This window comes from Rickettsia montanensis str. OSU 85-930 (assembly GCF_000284175.1).
Classification (GTDB): Bacteria; Pseudomonadota; Alphaproteobacteria; order Rickettsiales; family Rickettsiaceae; genus Rickettsia; species Rickettsia rickettsii.
The window spans coordinates 162,090-178,471 of sequence record NC_017043.1 but is presented as its reverse complement, the minus strand read 5'-3'; the positions used below and the strand labels follow the sequence as shown (position 1 = coordinate 178,471).

The window sequence follows — 16,382 nt, the reverse complement described above, 5'->3', positions numbered from 1 at the left end:
ACTGGATTCCTGTGATCAACGGAATGACATTTTCAATTACAAAGGCATCGTAAAAATAAAAGTAGTCTTTCCCTGTTTATCATTTTCTGCCCAAATTTTTCCGGCGTGCAGTTCTATTACTTTCTTACATAATGCAAGTCCTACTCCTCCACATCCTGCCGGTGTACGTGTTTTAGAGCTTACGACAAATACACCAAATATACTCTGCAATTCCTCTTTCAGTGCTCCTATTCCATTGTCTTTTATACTAAACAAGATATGATTTTCTTGCATGTGTAGATCAATTTTTATTATTCCCTCACTACAATAGCTGATAGCATTTATTATTATTTAAGATTTTGCCGTTTAGATATAATTTCTTACATATTGCAATCCAAATGAATAAAACGGATAAACAAAGACAAATAACTGCCGAAATAAAAAATGTGCGTGATATTTGCCTTGTGTCTTTTGCCATCAATATTCTTTGAAAAATTGAAGGACCAAGTGACGGAATCGCAAAATATATAAAAATATTTAAAGAAATCCAAAATTTAGGACTAGTATAGTGAAACAATCCTTGTAAATCAGTAAGACGAGTTTGTACATTTGAGTCTATAACTATATGCGGATCGCTAAAAACATTCCATACGACAATTCCCATTACCGGAATAATTGCACTATAAGTAAAAAACTGTACGGCTTTGGTAAAAGTAACCGATTTTACACCGCCAAAAGCAGAATAGCTTATTATTACAGTGGCAATACATAAATCTATGTAAAAATTTGAAATGTTAAAGAATAGCTGTAATATTAAACTTGCTACGTGGAATTGCATAGCAATCCTACCTATAGACATTAATATACTAACTATCGACGTAAGAATACGAACTTTGTTAGTTGCGACTATTGTACCTGTAGAAAAATTCCTTGTTCCTATCGCATATTCGCGAATATTTTTTATATTTAGAAATCCAACTAGCAAATTAATCGCTAAAAAGCTAGTAAAAATAAGGAGATCTATATTTGGCATAGAGTTAAGTTATAGGGATTTTCTATGCAAATAATAATAAAGATAAAAAAAGAAGCAAACAATATTTTTGTGGAGTTAAAAAAGTATGTTATGCCTACGAATACACATGGGTGTCATAAGACTCGATGTCATTCCCGCGTAGGCGGGAATTCAGTACTTCAAAACTTTTTAAAAGATTTTTTTAAAGCTTGCTTTATCTTGCTTTATGCTGAATTCCTGCTTCTGCGGGCATGACATAAACGAGCCATGCAATAAGGCCGCTTTTAGCTAAGAATGACATACAAGACTCATTTTTATTAATAAAGATTAAACTCTTCTACTGCCTGACCTAATGATGCTACAGTATAATCGTTATTATACCAAGTTGTGTACTCATCAAGTGCATTATGACAATCATTGTAATCAACTATAGCTGTTTTTTTCTCTTCTAATACATCTGCTGCAGTTTTATTACCCACCATCTTGATACTTGGATCAAACGGCGGCTTGTTTTCTTTATTTAATAATGCTTTTAGAGTTGGAAGTTTTGGGTTGCTAGCATTAACTTTTGAATTATTTAAAAATAATCTATGGCTAGGAGTAGCTGCATCTTGAGTACACTGAAGATTTACATTACCGCCATTTTTATTAAAGTTTCTACGATTTTAGTAGCGTTATAATCGCTATATCAATCAAGTGGTGTTTTACCAGAAATTTACATCAGGTTTTGTATGCGTATTTTTTATGCATTTTTCTAAGAATTCGGCTCCAAATTCACTGAACCATGCTATTGCATTAGAATTCAATTGATCCATAATGTTAGGATTAAATCCTTGCTGTTTTACTATTTTTTCTATTATAGGCTCAGCTAAAGATTTCAGTTCTTTAAAATTGTTGATTAACAATGTTTTTTCTTGACCGGATGCTTTTGAAATATCTTGTTTAATAGACCATATTATATTACCAAGCGTAGCAATCTTATTACCTCCAGTAGAATTTTAAAGGTTACAATTTCCTAATGTTTTTTCTACTAATTCCTTTACATTCATTATTAAAATTTTAAAACCTGCTTGAGCTAAATATTTATTACCGTTATCGGACATTTAGATATTGTATTTTGTATTTGTAAAGTACCGGTAGCTAATAAATTTAATATATTATTTGCTTCAAGCGAAGGATTAGCACCAAATTTAACTAGATTCTCAATTATTTTATAATATTTATCCATTTGAGTTTGAAATAAACTTATATTTTGATTACTCGGATTATTAGTAATAAGCTGATATTTATTTAAGTATGTATTGTAGAATATAAAGCAATATGATTATCTTGACCAAGATCATTAATATCTAAACCTAATTGTGTAAATTTTTCAATTTGTGTCTTACGGAAATCATCAGAAATATGCGACTCCATAGCAACACGGAAAAAATTATGAATTTGTGCTTTCTCAGTTGAAACAAATTTTGCCATAAGTGCAGGGTTGTGATGAAATACATCAATAACATTGGAGCTATTACTCTAAATACCCCATTCAAGTATAGTATTACCGTTTGTATCTTTCTTATCCCAATTAGTGTCAGGGATGAGGATCATTTTGTTTAATATCTGTACAGCAGTATTTTCTAAAACATTTTTAACATTCTGATCTTATTGTGGAGGTATTAAACTACAAAGAGCTGCAAAAATATTAAGTTTATTGTTAACATTATTAACATTAGTTCCGTTTAATATAGCCGGTATTAATTGTATGTTGCCTGAAGTTAATAATTGAAAAGGTGTATACATAAAAATCTCCAATTTATATTAATTTTTTATAAAAAATACCATGAAATAATGTCAAGTAATTATTAAAAAAATTAACTATTATTTAATACCAAGGTGCGAGAGATAAGTTTATTTTAATCCCTTTAACAGTAACATTAGCTTTTTTATCGGCAAGATATTTTTCTTCTCTGATTAAGGCGATTGCTTTATTGTGATAACTTGAGCATATTACGCCGATTTTATTGTTATCTGCGAGTATTTCTTCATCTTTAACTAATGAAGATAAATCTTCATCTGCTGTAATTTTATATATCTTTCTTCTTATAACTCCTTGATATTTAGCCCTTGAAATCACTTCCTGCCCGACATAACAACCTTTATCAAAACTAATTGCATTTAACTCCTCAGCACCATACATATTTGGGATAGATTTACCTGTGATTAAATCTTCTACACCATCTATTATTGCAAAATTATATTTATCTTCCAGGTATATTGGATTCCCGCTTTCGCGGGGAGATGTTGTTGAGGGGGGCGTTTCCCCCTCTGTCACCCCGTGGCTTGACCACGGGGTCCAGTCTTTTTTAATTATTTTCTGGATACCACGGTCAAGCCGCGGTATGACATCGAGCTTATTTATTGAGCGGAAACCAAGCTTAGCATAACGGGGATCACGAACCGTAATTAGCGAGTCTATATCTAATTTTTGAAGTGAGTAGATAACTTTATATTCGTCACTACAATCTATTACTTGTATTTTTGAGCGAAATTTATAGAAGTTTAAATACTCTATCAAAGCAGCTTTATTACTTTTATCAGTATCAAGGTAAATTGCCTCAGGGTTATGAACATACACGAAAAAATCAAATAAATATCTTCCTTGATTATTAAGCAAATAAGTATAGCAATAATTATAGTCAATTGATTTGGACTCGCCTACTGCGTTACTCGTCGTCTCGCCTATCATTATAGGCTTCGCTCCTCGCTCCTTGTATCCGAATTCAACTGAATTGACTATACTCTTACAAATATCGTTAGTAATGAGATTTTGTAGGAACTTTACGGAATCGAAACCTATTATTTTGATAACTTCTCTATTACTTAATATTTCATACATAATTATAATATTATTGACTTTATAGGTTCCTAACTACTATACTCTAAATTTATATAAATTAAACTTAATAATCATGAGATGTTCATCTTACTGTACTTCTTCCGAATATAAGATGAGTGATCTAGTTACTAATTTAAAAAAGATTGGTCTTGAACCTCAACATTTTGACGATGTTTTATATATTCGGAAAGAGATAAATAAAGATTCTGATTTTATAGAGATATTTTTCTTTCCATTTGGTTGTGTAACTATTTGGGGCGGCGATGAAATTCAAGAAAAAATAGTTTTAAGCGATACTGATTTAGTACCAGTAAATAAGCTTAAAGAGCCGGTATCCGATTATATTTATTTTGAATATAATATGGAAGTCAAGAAAACATTTATTGATGAAGAAAAAAATAAAATAATCTTAGCAGATAAATCAGTTTTTGTTAAACTTTCTATTTCCCATGCTCTTGCACAATCGGTTAAACTTAGCGTTCTTGAGCAATCTGTTAGTAACTTGATTGTTCAGACAACCCCTATACAACAGGAGCTAGCTAGAACCGGTAGCGTATCGCTTTCTAAAAAGGAGATATTACAGCAAATAGGTATATTATTTAACGAGCGTTATTCAATCAGTTTGCATAGCGATATATTCGATACTCCGGAATTCTTTTGGCGTCGTCCGAGTTATGAGCCTCTATATCTCATGACGGCAGAGTTTCAAGACATAGAAATACGGCAAAATATAATGAATCATCGTCTTAATATGATTCACGAGCTTTTAGACATTCTTTCAAACGATCTTAATTATAAACATTCCACCAAACTTGAGTGGATTATTATTATTTTAATCGGTCTTGAAGTTGTTCTGTCGTTATCTCATACTAATCTTTTCTTAAAAATTATCGGAGCTTTATAAATAGCTTCTATGCAAATTATCGATAATCAAAAAACATTAGAAGAATTTTGTAACCGGTTAGCAAATAAGGCATGCTTAAGCATAGATACGGAATTTGAGCGTCGCTATACTTATTATGCTCAGCTTAGTATAATTCAAGTTAAAGCAGAAGAATATTGCGGAATAATTGATGCATTAAGCAATTTAGATCTGAATATTTTTAATAAGCTGCTTGCAGATAATAATATTACTAAAATATTTCATGCTCCTCGTGAAGATTTAGAGATTTTCTATAATTTATTTAAAATACTACCTGCTAATGTTTTTGATATACAAATTGCAGCAAATATTTGCGGATTCGGTAAACAGCTAAGCTATGATGACCTTTGCTATAAGCTAATCGGTATTACTATCGATAAAACCCACCAAAAATCTAACTGGCTAAAACGCCCTATTACTAGTGATATGTTAAATTATGCAATGTTAGACGTGGAGTATTTGTATAAGATATATAAAGAGTTAAATAATATAATTATTAGAAATAATTTAACTAATAAATATCAAACTACTCTTAGTTCTTTATTAGATGTTAGAAATTATAAGGTTGAGCCGCAAGATGCTTGGAAAAAAATAAAACATAGAAGTGATGATAAGAGTTTTAATCACAAAATTCAAATGTTTGCAGCTTATCGTGAAGAGAATGCACAAACTATAAATATTCCTCGTAAGCATTTTATTTCAGATGAAGATTTAATAAAGCTTAGTAAATACCCGCCATTGAATCACAAGGATTTTAAAAATCTAAATTTAAAAAGCGAATATTTACACAAACAAAAATATAAAGATGAAATAATAAGTTTGTGTAATAACTTATAAGGCAAAAGCTATAAATCAAATAACTGTTGTATACATCATCAGGCAAGTTACTAAATGCCTGATCTATGATAAGTGTCCCTACTCCTACTAATGCTAATTGAAAGCAAATATCTCCAGTCTGAGTATCGCCGGATATTTGTCCTGTTTCTAGCTAATCTCCAACTGCTTGTGCAAAAAAAAAGCAAAAGGTACACCGATCAATACAACAATTTTTTTTATTATATCAACCATTTTACCCTAAGTTGATTTTTGTAGTAATGATATGTAAATATAATATTTTATGCAATAAAAAAAGTTAAAAAATTAAGGTTATTATACCGAAATCATAAATTTAAGCTTACGATCATGAGATTCAATCAGAAAACTATCTATTAATTGTTCTTTTAAACAAACTCCGGCGGTTAATATATTTCGGTTATTATTAAGATATCGGTCAAAATGTCCTTTGCCGTATCCAAGTCTATAACCCTCCTTACTAAACGCAAGTCCTGGGATAATAACTAACTCAGGAATAAAAAAATCATTATTTATAGGTTCATAGGTTTTAAAAGCCCCTAAAGCCAATTGATTGTTATAATGATAAGGACAATATTTTATCTCATTTTTTATGATTTTCGGTAGGAAGAATCGTATTTCAGGATGTAAGTTTGTTATTTCAAGTAAGTTAATTTCGTATTTTAGAGGAAAGTAAAGTCCTACTGTCTTTACTTTTAACTCCTGTAATAACCGGTTAATTTTATTGATTAGAGAGTTTTTGACTAAATCGGAATTAATCTTATCTTGGTTTTTTATTAAAAATTCTTTGAAATAAAGACGCAGCTCTTGTTTGGTCATAAATATTCTTAAATTCGTCATTGCGAGCGACTGAAGGCCTTGTGGCATGGTTCGCTTCATCTCTGTCATCCCGTGACTTGTTCGTGGGATCTAGTTAAAAATACTAATATTATTAGTATTTTTAGTGGTTTTACTGGATACCGTGGTCAAGCCACGGTATGACACCAAACTGGTTTTTTAAGCCATGTAACAACGCCGCGACTGCAAGGAGCGTGGCAATCTCATAAAGCAGGACTCCTGAGATTGCTTCGTCAAAACTTACAGTTTTGCCTCGCAATGACGTAGAAATATATCACATATTAATAGTCCTCTTATCTATACTAAGCGCTGCCTCTTTTATAGCCTCGCTTAAAGTTGGGTGAGCGTAGCAGGTTCTTGCTATATCTTCTGAAGCTGCTCCGAACTCCATATAAGCCGTAAGCGCGGCAATTAATGTACCTGCATCAGCTCCTATAATATGAGCTCCTAAAACCCTATCGGTTTTACTATCGGCAAGGATCTTAACCATCCCTGCCGTACTACCGATTGTTCTTGCTCTACTATTTGCTAAAAACGGAAACTTACCGACTTTATAATTAATGCCTTTTTCTTTTAGCTGTTCTTCCGTTTCACCGACGCTTGCTACTTCAGGATAAGTATATATTACGCTTGGAATTAAGTTATAGTTAACATGTCCTGCCTGCCCTGCCATAATTTCCACGGCAGCTACAGCCTCTTCCTCGGCTTTATGAGCAAGCATAGCTCCTTTTACCACATCACCGACTGCGTAAATATTTGAAATTGCTGTTTGGAACCGGTTATTAATCTCAATGCTACCTTGCTTATCCGTAATAATACCGACAGACTCAAGTCCTAGATTTTGCGTATAGGCTTTTCTGCCCACCGCCATCAACACAACATCGCTTGTTACTACCGAACTCTTACCGCCCTCCTCTATTGTCAGATTTACTTTTCCTGACTTTACTTCAGCAGATAGCACTTTAGTATTCAGTTTAAACTCTATACCTTGTTTTTGCTGTAGTTTCATAAATTGTGTAGCAATTTCTTTATCAAGCATAGGTACAATGCTCGGTGCATACTCAATAACCGTTACTTTAGCTCCCAAACGACGCCAAACTGAACCAAGTTCTAAGCCTATATACCCTCCGCCGACTACTATTAAGTTCTCAGGTACTTTAGAAAGTTTCAAAGCACCGGTAGATGAAACAATAAATTCTTCGTCTATTTTGATATTCGGTATTTCTATGAAGCTGGAACCTGTAGTAATTAGGATATTTTTGGCTTTAATTTGCTCTTTATTTACTTCAACGATATTACTAGAGATAATTTTAGCTTCACCCTTTATCCTAGTAACTTTGTTTTTGGCAAATAGACTTTCTATACCTTTTGTAAGATCAAGAACTACTTTATCTTTATTAGCTAGCATTTTTTGTAAGTCTAGTTTTACATCTGCAGTAATACCTATATTCTCAAAATGTTTTAGAGCTTCTTCGTATTTTTCAGAAGAATTAAGTAAAACTTTCGATGGTATGCATCCTATATTTAAACAAGTGCCGCCAAGAGTATCGCTTTTCTCAATACACGCTACTTTCATACCAAGCTGAGCAGCCCTAATACTGCCTGTATAACCGGCTGGACCGCTACCTATTACTACTAAATCAAATTCTTGCATATTTGTTTGACCTTAATAAATTGTTGGATCGTCATTGCGAGCAGCCATAGGCTGCGTGGCAATCTTGTCAAATATCCTGAGATTGCTTCGTCAATTCCTTACATAATTTCCTCGCAATGACGTAATACTGCTAAAAATACATCACTATCATCTTTATAACAACTTTAATCTTGTACTATTCTTATTTGGTGAAGCAATAAAACTAATTAAATTAATATTATCTTCAAAGCCGTTTGTATAATTTTGTAGTAAAGAAAACATCTTTTTAGAAATAGCGTAATTATGACTAGTATCTAGTGAATTTGCCTCACCTATATTTTTTATTTCTCTCATTAAAGCTAAAGGATTATCAAATTTTAGCTCTATATTTTCATAGTCAACAATTACTTCGGCAAATCTTGCTTGCGAAAATAAAATCGGAACATGATCAAAATGAATAAAAGGAGCAATATGAGGAGAGTGCTTAAAATCGCTTGCTATTTCGGCATCTATTAAGGATTTACGTAAATTCTTTAAGCTATTTCCTCCGACAAAATTACCGATAAAAATACCGTCAGACTTTAAAAACATTCTTATATTAGATAAAAAGCGTTGTACATCATTTATCCAGTGTAACCCTAATGAATAAATAATTAAATCAAAAGAGTCTTTTGGCAATTCTAAATCTTCATCATCGATTAATAATTTATGATTATGCTCAAAAGAATCAAGCAATAAAGGCGACATATCTGTTACGGTGATATCGGCACTTCGATAAGCATTTTTTAGTAAGCTCGTAAGATAACCGCATTTAGCCGATATTTCTAGAATATCCGAAAAATCCTTATCAATCATCCCTAATCGACTTATTATATCATTAGCTGCATGCTTGATAAATAAGCTGTTACTTATCCCCTCTACTGTATTATTTCGGTGATTTTTTAGCTTTAGTCTGTTGAATATATAATCCTCTCCTATCTTGAATTTTTTCTCCTAAAATTGTTGGTGGCGGTCGAGAAATAAAACCCCCTAAAAAATCTCTTAGCAAACTATTTGGAACAAGTTCTCTCTGTCTTGCAGTGCGAATATCATCCCCTTTAACTCTATCTAGCCCTTCAAAATTCTCCTGAACATCTACAACTACAGGTTTCGTATTGTTATTATTAGGCGATAAAGGTTCTAAACTCAACAGGCTTTTTTCTGCAGGATTTAAATCCGAAGTTAGATCCAAATGCTCTAAGTAGACAGGTTTTAGTTGTTTATCATTACTAGAAACTTTATATAAATTTCTTTAACATAAATAACCCTGTATATTATTACAGTTAATATAAATTAAATAATATATGAATCAAGTACTGAAATAAATTAAGGGAATTATATACTTGTATAACCTATATTTTCTTTTTATTTACCCAAGATGTAAATTCAGACATACTAAACACTTCTATTAAATTACTGCCAACTTGATCCTTGAGCCATTTCAAGGCTTCTTTTTTATATCCATCACCATCAATTATTATTATAGTATCATAAATATCCTTGTTTTTTTATGTTTAGCACAAGATAAGGATATTTTTCATCAACCAATACTCCTGCTTGTTGTCACTTAGATTCTATAACTAGGCAATTGGGGTGACGTTCTGGATGATATAATATAAAATCGCATTTCCATTTAGTATCATAAATATTTTTGCCAACTTCAAACTGTCTAGTATAAATAGGCTGCTTAAGGATCCTAGCTGCACTAAATCTTTTGTTAGGTACAAAACAATACCATTCTCTTTTTAGTCGATCATGTATAAAAATCTCAAGTTCATTTCCAGTTTTATTAGCTTGTAAAATTGCAATTTGTTTTACCATTGTACTAATAATTTCTTATTAAAACTTCATTAGCGCCTTGCCTACTGTCGGATTTGCAATTTATGCTTCTTGGTGCATTTACTATATCTATACTAAAAGACTTGTATAAGTTCTTTATAAAATCGCTATCTGAATTTGAAAGCATAAAATATACACCTTTCTTATTTAATGCTCTGCATTTTTCATAAAGCTTAACCTGATCTGCCTCTGTAAAGCCAAGCTTTGTATATTTTGTAAATGAAGTATTATTAATAGGTTGATATGGTGGGTCTATATAAACAAAATCTTTAGGCTGAAATCCTGATATATTATTTCAGCATTTTGTAAAGCTTTACTACACGCAAGTATGTTATCCTTATCAAGAATATTAGGATTCATATAAGCTCCCATCGGGACATTGCACTCTCCTTTGCTATTTACTCTATAAAGACCATTATAACAAGTCTTGTTAAGGTATATGAAACGTGTTGCTATTTCAATAGGGTTATCGCTATTTGCGTTCTTTCTAACAGCATAGTAATAATCTTGAGAGTGATTAGCTTTATGCTTAGCTAATAGCTCAATTAATGCTCGAGCCTCATCCTTAACTGCCTTGTATATAATAATCAAATCTAAGTTTATATCTGATATAATAGCTTTGTCTGGAACGAGTGCAAAAAAAGTGCTCCTCCTCCTATAAAAGGCTCATAATAATTATTGTAACTGGCAGGTAAGCGTAAGCACAACTCTTTGATAAGGCTTCTTTTTCTCCTGCCCATTTTATAAATGGTTTAGGGATTTCGTCTTCTTCAACCTCTGGAGAATTAATTTTTAACGGAGCTTGACCTATCATTGCTAAAGCCTCGTTAAAAGATAATTCTCCGTTTTTAACTACTTTGAGTTTCATACCGACCTACCAAGGCTTTATAAGATAAATAATTACCTGTATTTAAAAAGTATAGCATTAAACATATTGCTTACATTATAGTTTTTATGGTTGCACCTAAATATCTCTCTATGTGTTTTTTGCTAATAGAATAAGATACGACTATACCACGCTTAAACACCGCCCAAAGGCTTTCTATCGTGTTTGTGGACACAGACTCTCTTATATATTTACCTAAGTCGTGATTTATATATTCATGATTATATAACTTTTCTAATACCTTGTAAGCTCCCCATTCATCAGATAAAATAGCTGACCCTATTAGAATATTATTTATTATTGCAATTTTTTCTATGGTCTTTGAATTAACCTTTGTTATAACTTGAGCCTTAGCGTTACCGTTTCTCTATATCATGCCGATTACAACGGTTTTTGTCTTTGTGCTACGACCTTGTGTACCTTTAGTTTTTTTATTTTGATGTTTGTTCTTTTCTTTACCACCAATATACGTCTCATCTATTTCTACAGTGCTTTTTAAAGGAATACTAAAACTTTCTAGTTTAGTCACTTCTCTAATCCTACGAAGCATAAACCATGCAGTTTTTTGGGTAACATTAATATCTCTTGAAAACTGTAACGATGATAAACTTTTTTTTGGCGTAGTAACTTGCAAAATTGCTGTAAACCATTTCTTTAAAGAAATCTTACTATTTTCAAAAATTGTGTCGACTTTGATGCTAAAACGCTTTTTACATGCCGAACATTTGTGATTCGTTCCATCCGCATAATGAAAAATCTTTTGGTTGCCGTAATACGGACAATAAGCTCCGTTAGCCCAACGTATATCAGTAAAATAATCTATGCACTTTTGTTCAGTAGGTAATCTTTCGAATAAATCAACAACACTTTTAAAATCTAACACTTAACTATACTAACACAATTTTATATAAAATTATTATATCGAAACAATTTAGGTTATACAAGATATATAGTTGCCTTAATTAATTATTTCTAAAGATATTATCTTCGTATTTTTTTCTATAATATATTTTGTAATTCTCATTTCTTATATCATTAAACAATTGGTCTTGTTGTTTTTTAATATAATAATTTAGGGAATTAGATTTACTTTTACTAGTTTGAAAATTATCTTCACAAAATTTTAAAAAACCTGATATTAAAGTTTCTACTCCACTAGTCTCAGATTTTTTCTCAAGAAATTGCATAGAAAAATTAGTAGGATTATTATGTTTTAAATAAAATTGTTTATATTTCTCATGAATTTTATTTTCTTTTTTTATTTGTTGTTCTGAAAAAGATAATTTTTCCTCTAATAATTTATGAATTTCGGTACAATCGCTCCAAGGTAATCCTGTTGTTAGTTGCTCTTCCTGATAAAAATTATCTTGAATATTGTTAAAATCGGCATTTACTTTTACCGCACTGACTAATATTAAAAAACATGTAATTAATTTAATATTCATAGAATTAATTAATCTTAGCAGGAACCGGTATCATAATACTACTTCTGTATCTTTTATTGCCACTAAAAAGTGATTTTTTTTGAACCTTGTTATTATTTACTGGAATTGTATCTTCTAAAGCTCCTTCATTATTATTTAGATAACTATGTAAGGATGCTTTATAAAGAGCCATATTATTTGCTATTTTAACTACGTCTTGTTTATATTTAAACCCTAAAGAATGTGTAGCCGAATGATAATGAGCTATCGCCTTGTGCCAACTCCTTAGTTGATCATATTTTGAACGCAAAAATTCTGCACCGTAACGAATGTTATTATTTGGATCAAATGCCTGTTCAAGGGAATTAAAAGCCCCTAAATGATGCCTTAAGTTAATCTGCATGCATCCGACATCAATACTCTCTCGCCCTTTTATAAGCTCTATTCTAACAAAACTTATGGCTTCTCTTTTTGTGTTAAAATAATAGCCTTTTCCTTCAACATTTACCGTCCAAGGCCATACTACTCTAATTTTATGGGTTGTATGTTTTTTTCCCGATTCTTTTAAAGCTATTGAATGTAACGTATTAGATGGGATATTAAATTTTTTTTCAAAGTAAGGAAAAAGTTTTGAACATTTAAAGGATTCAGCTATTTCAGGATCGGCAATAGCCGGCTTAGAGAAGAGGATAAAGGATAATAATAGGAGTAGTATGATTTTAACGTCATTGCGAGGAAAATTACGTAGTAATTGACTAAGCAGTCCAGTAAAAAATTCTGATTTACAGAATTTTTTTATTGTTTTGCTGGATTGCCACGCTCCTTGTAGTTGCTTGCAATGACAATTTTGGCATAATTCCCAAACCATACCGGCAACGCTAAAATAACTTGAGTTACAATAAGATAAACTAGTCTACCATAACTCATCTTATGAAGCAAGGGAAGTTATAGCATTTAAGAGGTAAGGATTTAATCTAAATCCCAAGCAGCATCATTAGTGTTTTGAGGATTACCTAATATATCGGGTATCATGTCCAACAAATTATTAATATCGTCTCCTGTCGCTTGCAAAAGATTACTTACTTGTATTACAAAGTCTTCAACAGTGCTACCTTGAGCATCTTGAGGATTAGTAGTCCCATCTAAAGCTTGCACTCCGGCATTAATTAATGCTACTAAATCCTTAGCTTGCATACCTAAAATAGTATCTTCTGTACCGCTCTCTCCTCTATTAGAACTAGTAGAAGATTGTATATGTGGTATTTCCTCTCTGTTAGTGTGAGCAGTTGCTTGATGAACCAAAGCTGCAAGTTGTTGATCGTTAAGATTATTTTGTTCCTTTGACATTTCTGGAGATATAGTAGAATCACCCTCAGATAGATCAATTAGATCTTCTTCTCGCAATATAGAGCTTGTATCCACACTATAGCTTAAAGCTTGTAACATTGAAAAATCATCATCTTTAATTACGCTTTCATACCATTTTTTATGTTCGTTAGCTGCATGTTTTGCATTTTCATTATTTTTATAATTATTTGGAATAGTGTATAAGCCGTATTCTCCTTTATCTGCTTCGTCTATTATGATTTTAGCTATCTTCAGCTCACCTATACTTAAGTCAATATTTTGTTTAACTTTGTTTAAAAGAAGTTTCAGTATCTGATCGCCTTGTGCTGCCTCTTTATTATTTTCCTAGCCTCTTATTAACCTACAATAATCTATACCTGATGTTTTAGCATGCTCTCATACTGCTTTTATAGCTTTCCATTGATTATTAGCTTTGTTTAAACTCCATTCTCTTCCATTTTGCTTGATTTCATTTATAGTTTCTTGAGTAAAGTTATATATGGTACTTTTTAAAAAAAAATGCTTTAAATTGTTAGGTCCTGTACACTTTTGATTAATGATTATAATTTGCAGCTAAAAATGGCCATAATTATGATTATTCTATTACAAGAGTACAGAACCTAATTGACTGATTAAATAAAAATGTTTATTATCAATCCAAATTGAATGTAAAAGTATATTTTATGAAAGTTGTTAGCTCATTAAAATCGTTAAAAAAACGTGATAAAGATTGTCAGATCGTTAAAAGAAGAAGCAAAATTTTTGTAATAAATAAAAAGAATAAAAGATTTAAAGCAAAACAAGGTTAATTAATCGTTTTTGGAGAAAAAAATATACTCGATGAACTTGAAAAATTAGCTACGTCGTCTTTGTAAGTCCTCGGATGCTGAGTGTTTATTATATGCTCCGCTCCTCGGTTTGCAGACTCCTTGCTCTTTTTCAAGTTGATCTTCGTATATTACTTTTCATTTTACTTCAGAGTATAACTACTTTTGAAAGAAAAGAAATAAATATGGCCGGTCATTCAAAGTTCAAAAATATTCAGCATCGTAAGGGGGCTCAAGATAAAAAAAGAGCAAAAGTTTTCACTAAATTAATTCGTGAAATAGTTACTGCAGCTAAAACCGGTTCTTCTAATAACCCTGAAAATAATCCACGTCTTAGAAATGCTTTAACCGCCGCACGTAGTCAAAATCTCCCTAAAGAAAGAATAGATAAAGCTATTAATAGTGCTAATGATTCTTCTAATACCGAAAATTATACGGAAATTAGATATGAAGGTTATGCACCGAATGGTATTGCTATAATAGTTGAAGCTTTAACCGATAATAAAAACCGCACTGTTGCAGAAGTACGCTCTAGTTTTACTAAATATGGTGGGAGTTTAGGCGAAACCGGTAGTGTCAATTATTTATTCAACCATTGCGGAGTTATTCAGTATCCAATAAATATAGCATCTAATGAAGATGTTTTAGAGGCAGCCATAGAAGCCGGGGGGAATGATATTATATCCGATGATACCACCCATACAATCTATACGGATATTGAAAATTTCTCTAAAGTTCTAGAATTTTTAACTGGCAAATACGGCATACCTGAAGATTCGTATATAGGCTGGATCCCATTAAATACAATAATTATAGATGATAAGGAAAAAGCTGAAAAATTACTAAAGCTTGTGGAAGTTTTAGAAGAAAGCGATGATGTGCAAAGAGTTTTTGGGAATTATGAGTTATCTGATGATGTTTACGAAATAATACAAGGAGAACCATGACTTATAACGATGCAAATTATCAAATAATTATTTTAGCAGCCGGTAAAGGTACTAGAATGGAGTCCGATTTACCGAAAGTAATGCATAAAGTCGGTGGAGTTCCAATGCTTGAAACGGTATTAAAGAATTCGCTTAACGTCACAAATGATGTAATTATAGTTTATTCAGAAGAACTTAAAAAACATTTAACGCCCTATGAAAATATGTGTCGCTTTGTACTGCAAGAAGAACCTAAAGGCACAGCTCATGCTACTTATGCAGCAATAGATTTAATTAATAAAAATAAAACAATATTAGTTTTATACGCTGATCATCCTCTTATTACTCCAAAACTTATGCATGAATTAATAGCTTATTTAAGCCTTACTAATTCTGCATTAGTGGCTTTAAGCTTTGAGAGAGCAAATCCGATGCAATATGGAAGAATAGCTACTGATAAAAATGGTGAATTTTTAGAGATAATCGAACATAAAAATGCAAGCGAAGAAGAGAAAAACATAAAGCTTTGTAATTCAGGTATTATGGCTTTCAGTAGCGAAATTTTAAATAAATACTTACCTTTATTTGCTACTAATACTAACGGTCATAAGGAAGTTTATTTAACTGAAATAGTAAAAATATGTAAAAATCACGGTGAAAAAGTTTCATATTTATTATCTACTGATCATGATTTAATGGTTGGTGTTAATACTAAAAATGAGCTAGAAAAAGCTAATAATATTTTTTCTCAGAATAAGTCTTAGCTTTGTCGTATGGATACCTGAGTCGTCATTGCAAGCGACTAAAGGCTTTGTGGCATAGATCGTTTGATGTCATTCCCGCGAAAGCGGGAATCCAGTAAAACCTACAAAAAACTTGTTTTTATAGGTTTATTTTTTTGGATCCTCGCTTTCGCTGGGATGATATCGAGTAGGCTTTTTACTCTATGCAACAACATCAATGCCTTGTGAGAAT

22 protein-coding genes and 5 pseudogenes are annotated in these 16,382 nt (G+C 31.7%); 6 read left to right on the top strand and 21 right to left on the bottom strand.

What is annotated here, in order from left to right; genetic code table 11:
* Positions 1 to 36: 36 nt before the first annotated feature.
* From MCI_RS00960 to MCI_RS08315, 3 genes and pseudogenes are all read right to left on the bottom strand, one after another.
* Complete coding sequence (locus MCI_RS00960; RefSeq protein WP_041404090.1) at positions 37 to 273, bottom strand: sensor histidine kinase; 237 nt, start codon at positions 271 to 273, stop codon at positions 37 to 39.
* A gap of 40 nt (positions 274 to 313) precedes the next feature.
* Positions 314 to 1,012 (bottom strand): annotated as a pseudogene (locus MCI_RS00955) (sodium:solute symporter family transporter); the annotation flags it as partial.
* A gap of 296 nt (positions 1,013 to 1,308) precedes the next feature.
* Positions 1,309 to 1,473 carry a hypothetical protein gene (locus tag MCI_RS08315; protein ID WP_156794955.1) on the bottom strand — a complete coding sequence of 55 codons (165 nt, stop codon included), beginning with the start codon at positions 1,471 to 1,473 and terminating at the stop codon, positions 1,309 to 1,311.
* Position 1,474: 1 nt separating this feature from the next.
* Here MCI_RS08315 and MCI_RS10200 point away from each other — a divergent pair, with 1 nt between their 5' ends.
* Complete coding sequence (locus MCI_RS10200) at positions 1,475 to 1,606, top strand: hypothetical protein (RefSeq protein WP_269479127.1); 132 nt, start codon at positions 1,475 to 1,477, stop codon at positions 1,604 to 1,606.
* An 89-nt stretch (positions 1,607 to 1,695) separates the two neighbouring features.
* Here the strand turns inward: MCI_RS10200 and MCI_RS09335 are convergent, their stop codons facing one another.
* The 5 genes and pseudogenes from MCI_RS09335 to MCI_RS00935 form a co-directional block, all read right to left on the bottom strand.
* Positions 1,696 to 1,896: a hypothetical protein gene (locus tag MCI_RS09335; protein ID WP_232202678.1), complete on the bottom strand. Its 201-nt coding sequence runs from the start codon at positions 1,894 to 1,896 to the stop codon at positions 1,696 to 1,698.
* Positions 1,897 to 2,066: 170 nt separating this feature from the next.
* Entirely contained in the window at positions 2,067 to 2,219 is a 153-nt protein-coding gene (locus MCI_RS09330; RefSeq protein WP_232202677.1) for a hypothetical protein, read from the bottom strand.
* A 62-nt stretch (positions 2,220 to 2,281) separates the two neighbouring features.
* Positions 2,282 to 2,587 (bottom strand): annotated as a pseudogene (locus tag MCI_RS08310) (hypothetical protein).
* Between the two features lie 54 nt (positions 2,588 to 2,641).
* Positions 2,642 to 2,779 carry a hypothetical protein gene (locus tag MCI_RS08795; protein ID WP_014409279.1) on the bottom strand — a complete coding sequence of 46 codons (138 nt, stop codon included), beginning with the start codon at positions 2,777 to 2,779 and terminating at the stop codon, positions 2,642 to 2,644.
* Positions 2,780 to 2,861: 82 nt separating this feature from the next.
* The gene (locus tag MCI_RS00935) at positions 2,862 to 3,875 is read right to left on the bottom strand and encodes a YgfZ/GcvT domain-containing protein (protein ID WP_014409278.1); all 1,014 of its coding nucleotides are present in this window, start codon (positions 3,873 to 3,875) and stop codon (positions 2,862 to 2,864) included.
* 112 nt (positions 3,876 to 3,987) lie between these two features.
* On the opposite strand from MCI_RS00935, the gene MCI_RS00930 reads away from it, so the two are divergent.
* Both MCI_RS00930 and MCI_RS00925 read left to right on the top strand, forming a co-directional pair.
* Positions 3,988 to 4,779, top strand: coding sequence for an RMD1 family protein (locus MCI_RS00930; RefSeq protein ID WP_014409277.1), 792 nt, complete (start codon positions 3,988 to 3,990; stop codon positions 4,777 to 4,779).
* 9 nt (positions 4,780 to 4,788) lie between these two features.
* The gene (locus MCI_RS00925) at positions 4,789 to 5,634 is read left to right on the top strand and encodes a ribonuclease D (RefSeq protein ID WP_014409276.1); all 846 of its coding nucleotides are present in this window, start codon (positions 4,789 to 4,791) and stop codon (positions 5,632 to 5,634) included.
* On the opposite strand, the pseudogene MCI_RS09325 reads toward MCI_RS00925, so the two are convergent.
* The 13 genes and pseudogenes from MCI_RS09325 to MCI_RS00870 all read right to left on the bottom strand — a co-directional run bounded on the left by MCI_RS09325 (position 5,552) and on the right by MCI_RS00870 (position 13,753).
* Positions 5,552 to 5,835: pseudogene (locus MCI_RS09325) on the bottom strand (hypothetical protein). The gene MCI_RS00925 and the pseudogene MCI_RS09325 overlap by 83 nt on opposite strands.
* 111 nt (positions 5,836 to 5,946) lie before the next feature.
* The gene (locus tag MCI_RS00920; RefSeq protein WP_014409275.1) at positions 5,947 to 6,468 is read right to left on the bottom strand and encodes a 5-formyltetrahydrofolate cyclo-ligase; all 522 of its coding nucleotides are present in this window, start codon (positions 6,466 to 6,468) and stop codon (positions 5,947 to 5,949) included.
* A gap of 292 nt (positions 6,469 to 6,760) precedes the next feature.
* Entirely contained in the window at positions 6,761 to 8,140 is a 1,380-nt protein-coding gene (lpdA, locus tag MCI_RS00915) for a dihydrolipoyl dehydrogenase (protein ID WP_014409274.1), read from the bottom strand.
* Positions 8,141 to 8,293: 153 nt separating this feature from the next.
* A complete protein-coding gene (locus MCI_RS00910) occupies positions 8,294 to 8,974 on the bottom strand; it encodes a methyltransferase domain-containing protein (protein WP_014409273.1) in 681 nt (226 codons plus the stop codon).
* Between the two features lie 70 nt (positions 8,975 to 9,044).
* Positions 9,045 to 9,350 carry a hypothetical protein gene (locus MCI_RS00905; RefSeq protein WP_014409272.1) on the bottom strand — a complete coding sequence of 102 codons (306 nt, stop codon included), beginning with the start codon at positions 9,348 to 9,350 and terminating at the stop codon, positions 9,045 to 9,047.
* A gap of 160 nt (positions 9,351 to 9,510) precedes the next feature.
* Positions 9,511 to 9,603 carry a hypothetical protein gene (locus MCI_RS10425; RefSeq protein WP_331370609.1) on the bottom strand — a complete coding sequence of 31 codons (93 nt, stop codon included), beginning with the start codon at positions 9,601 to 9,603 and terminating at the stop codon, positions 9,511 to 9,513.
* Positions 9,604 to 9,721: 118 nt separating this feature from the next.
* A complete protein-coding gene (locus MCI_RS00900; RefSeq protein ID WP_014409271.1) occupies positions 9,722 to 9,979 on the bottom strand; it encodes a PD-(D/E)XK nuclease superfamily protein in 258 nt (85 codons plus the stop codon).
* 4 nt (positions 9,980 to 9,983) lie between these two features.
* Positions 9,984 to 10,737 (bottom strand): annotated as a pseudogene (locus tag MCI_RS09320) (DNA adenine methylase).
* The gene (locus tag MCI_RS08300) at positions 10,653 to 10,865 is read right to left on the bottom strand and encodes a hypothetical protein (protein WP_014409268.1); all 213 of its coding nucleotides are present in this window, start codon (positions 10,863 to 10,865) and stop codon (positions 10,653 to 10,655) included. The pseudogene MCI_RS09320 and the gene MCI_RS08300 overlap by 85 nt, the downstream one beginning before the upstream one ends.
* Positions 10,866 to 10,935: 70 nt before the next feature.
* Positions 10,936 to 11,766, bottom strand: a pseudogene (locus tag MCI_RS09315) (IS1595 family transposase).
* A 79-nt stretch (positions 11,767 to 11,845) separates the two neighbouring features.
* On the bottom strand, positions 11,846 to 12,328 hold the full coding sequence (locus MCI_RS00880; protein ID WP_014409266.1) for a DUF2532 domain-containing protein: 483 nt from the start codon (positions 12,326 to 12,328) through the stop codon (positions 11,846 to 11,848).
* A 4-nt stretch (positions 12,329 to 12,332) separates the two neighbouring features.
* On the bottom strand, positions 12,333 to 13,175 hold the full coding sequence (locus MCI_RS00875; protein ID WP_014409265.1) for a lytic transglycosylase domain-containing protein: 843 nt from the start codon (positions 13,173 to 13,175) through the stop codon (positions 12,333 to 12,335).
* A gap of 101 nt (positions 13,176 to 13,276) precedes the next feature.
* Positions 13,277 to 13,753 carry a hypothetical protein gene (locus tag MCI_RS00870; protein WP_014409264.1) on the bottom strand — a complete coding sequence of 159 codons (477 nt, stop codon included), beginning with the start codon at positions 13,751 to 13,753 and terminating at the stop codon, positions 13,277 to 13,279.
* Positions 13,754 to 14,337: 584 nt separating this feature from the next.
* Between MCI_RS00870 and ykgO the strand changes: the two genes are divergently transcribed.
* The 3 genes from ykgO (at position 14,338) to MCI_RS00855 (ending at position 16,171) form a co-directional block, all read left to right on the top strand.
* Complete coding sequence (gene ykgO / locus MCI_RS00865; protein ID WP_008579439.1) at positions 14,338 to 14,463, top strand: type B 50S ribosomal protein L36; 126 nt, start codon at positions 14,338 to 14,340, stop codon at positions 14,461 to 14,463.
* A gap of 203 nt (positions 14,464 to 14,666) precedes the next feature.
* Complete coding sequence (locus tag MCI_RS00860) at positions 14,667 to 15,428, top strand: YebC/PmpR family DNA-binding transcriptional regulator (RefSeq protein ID WP_014409263.1); 762 nt, start codon at positions 14,667 to 14,669, stop codon at positions 15,426 to 15,428.
* Entirely contained in the window at positions 15,425 to 16,171 is a 747-nt protein-coding gene (locus MCI_RS00855; protein WP_014409262.1) for a sugar phosphate nucleotidyltransferase, read from the top strand. Before MCI_RS00860 ends, MCI_RS00855 begins: the two co-directional genes overlap by 4 nt.
* Positions 16,172 to 16,382: the final 211 nt, after the last annotated feature.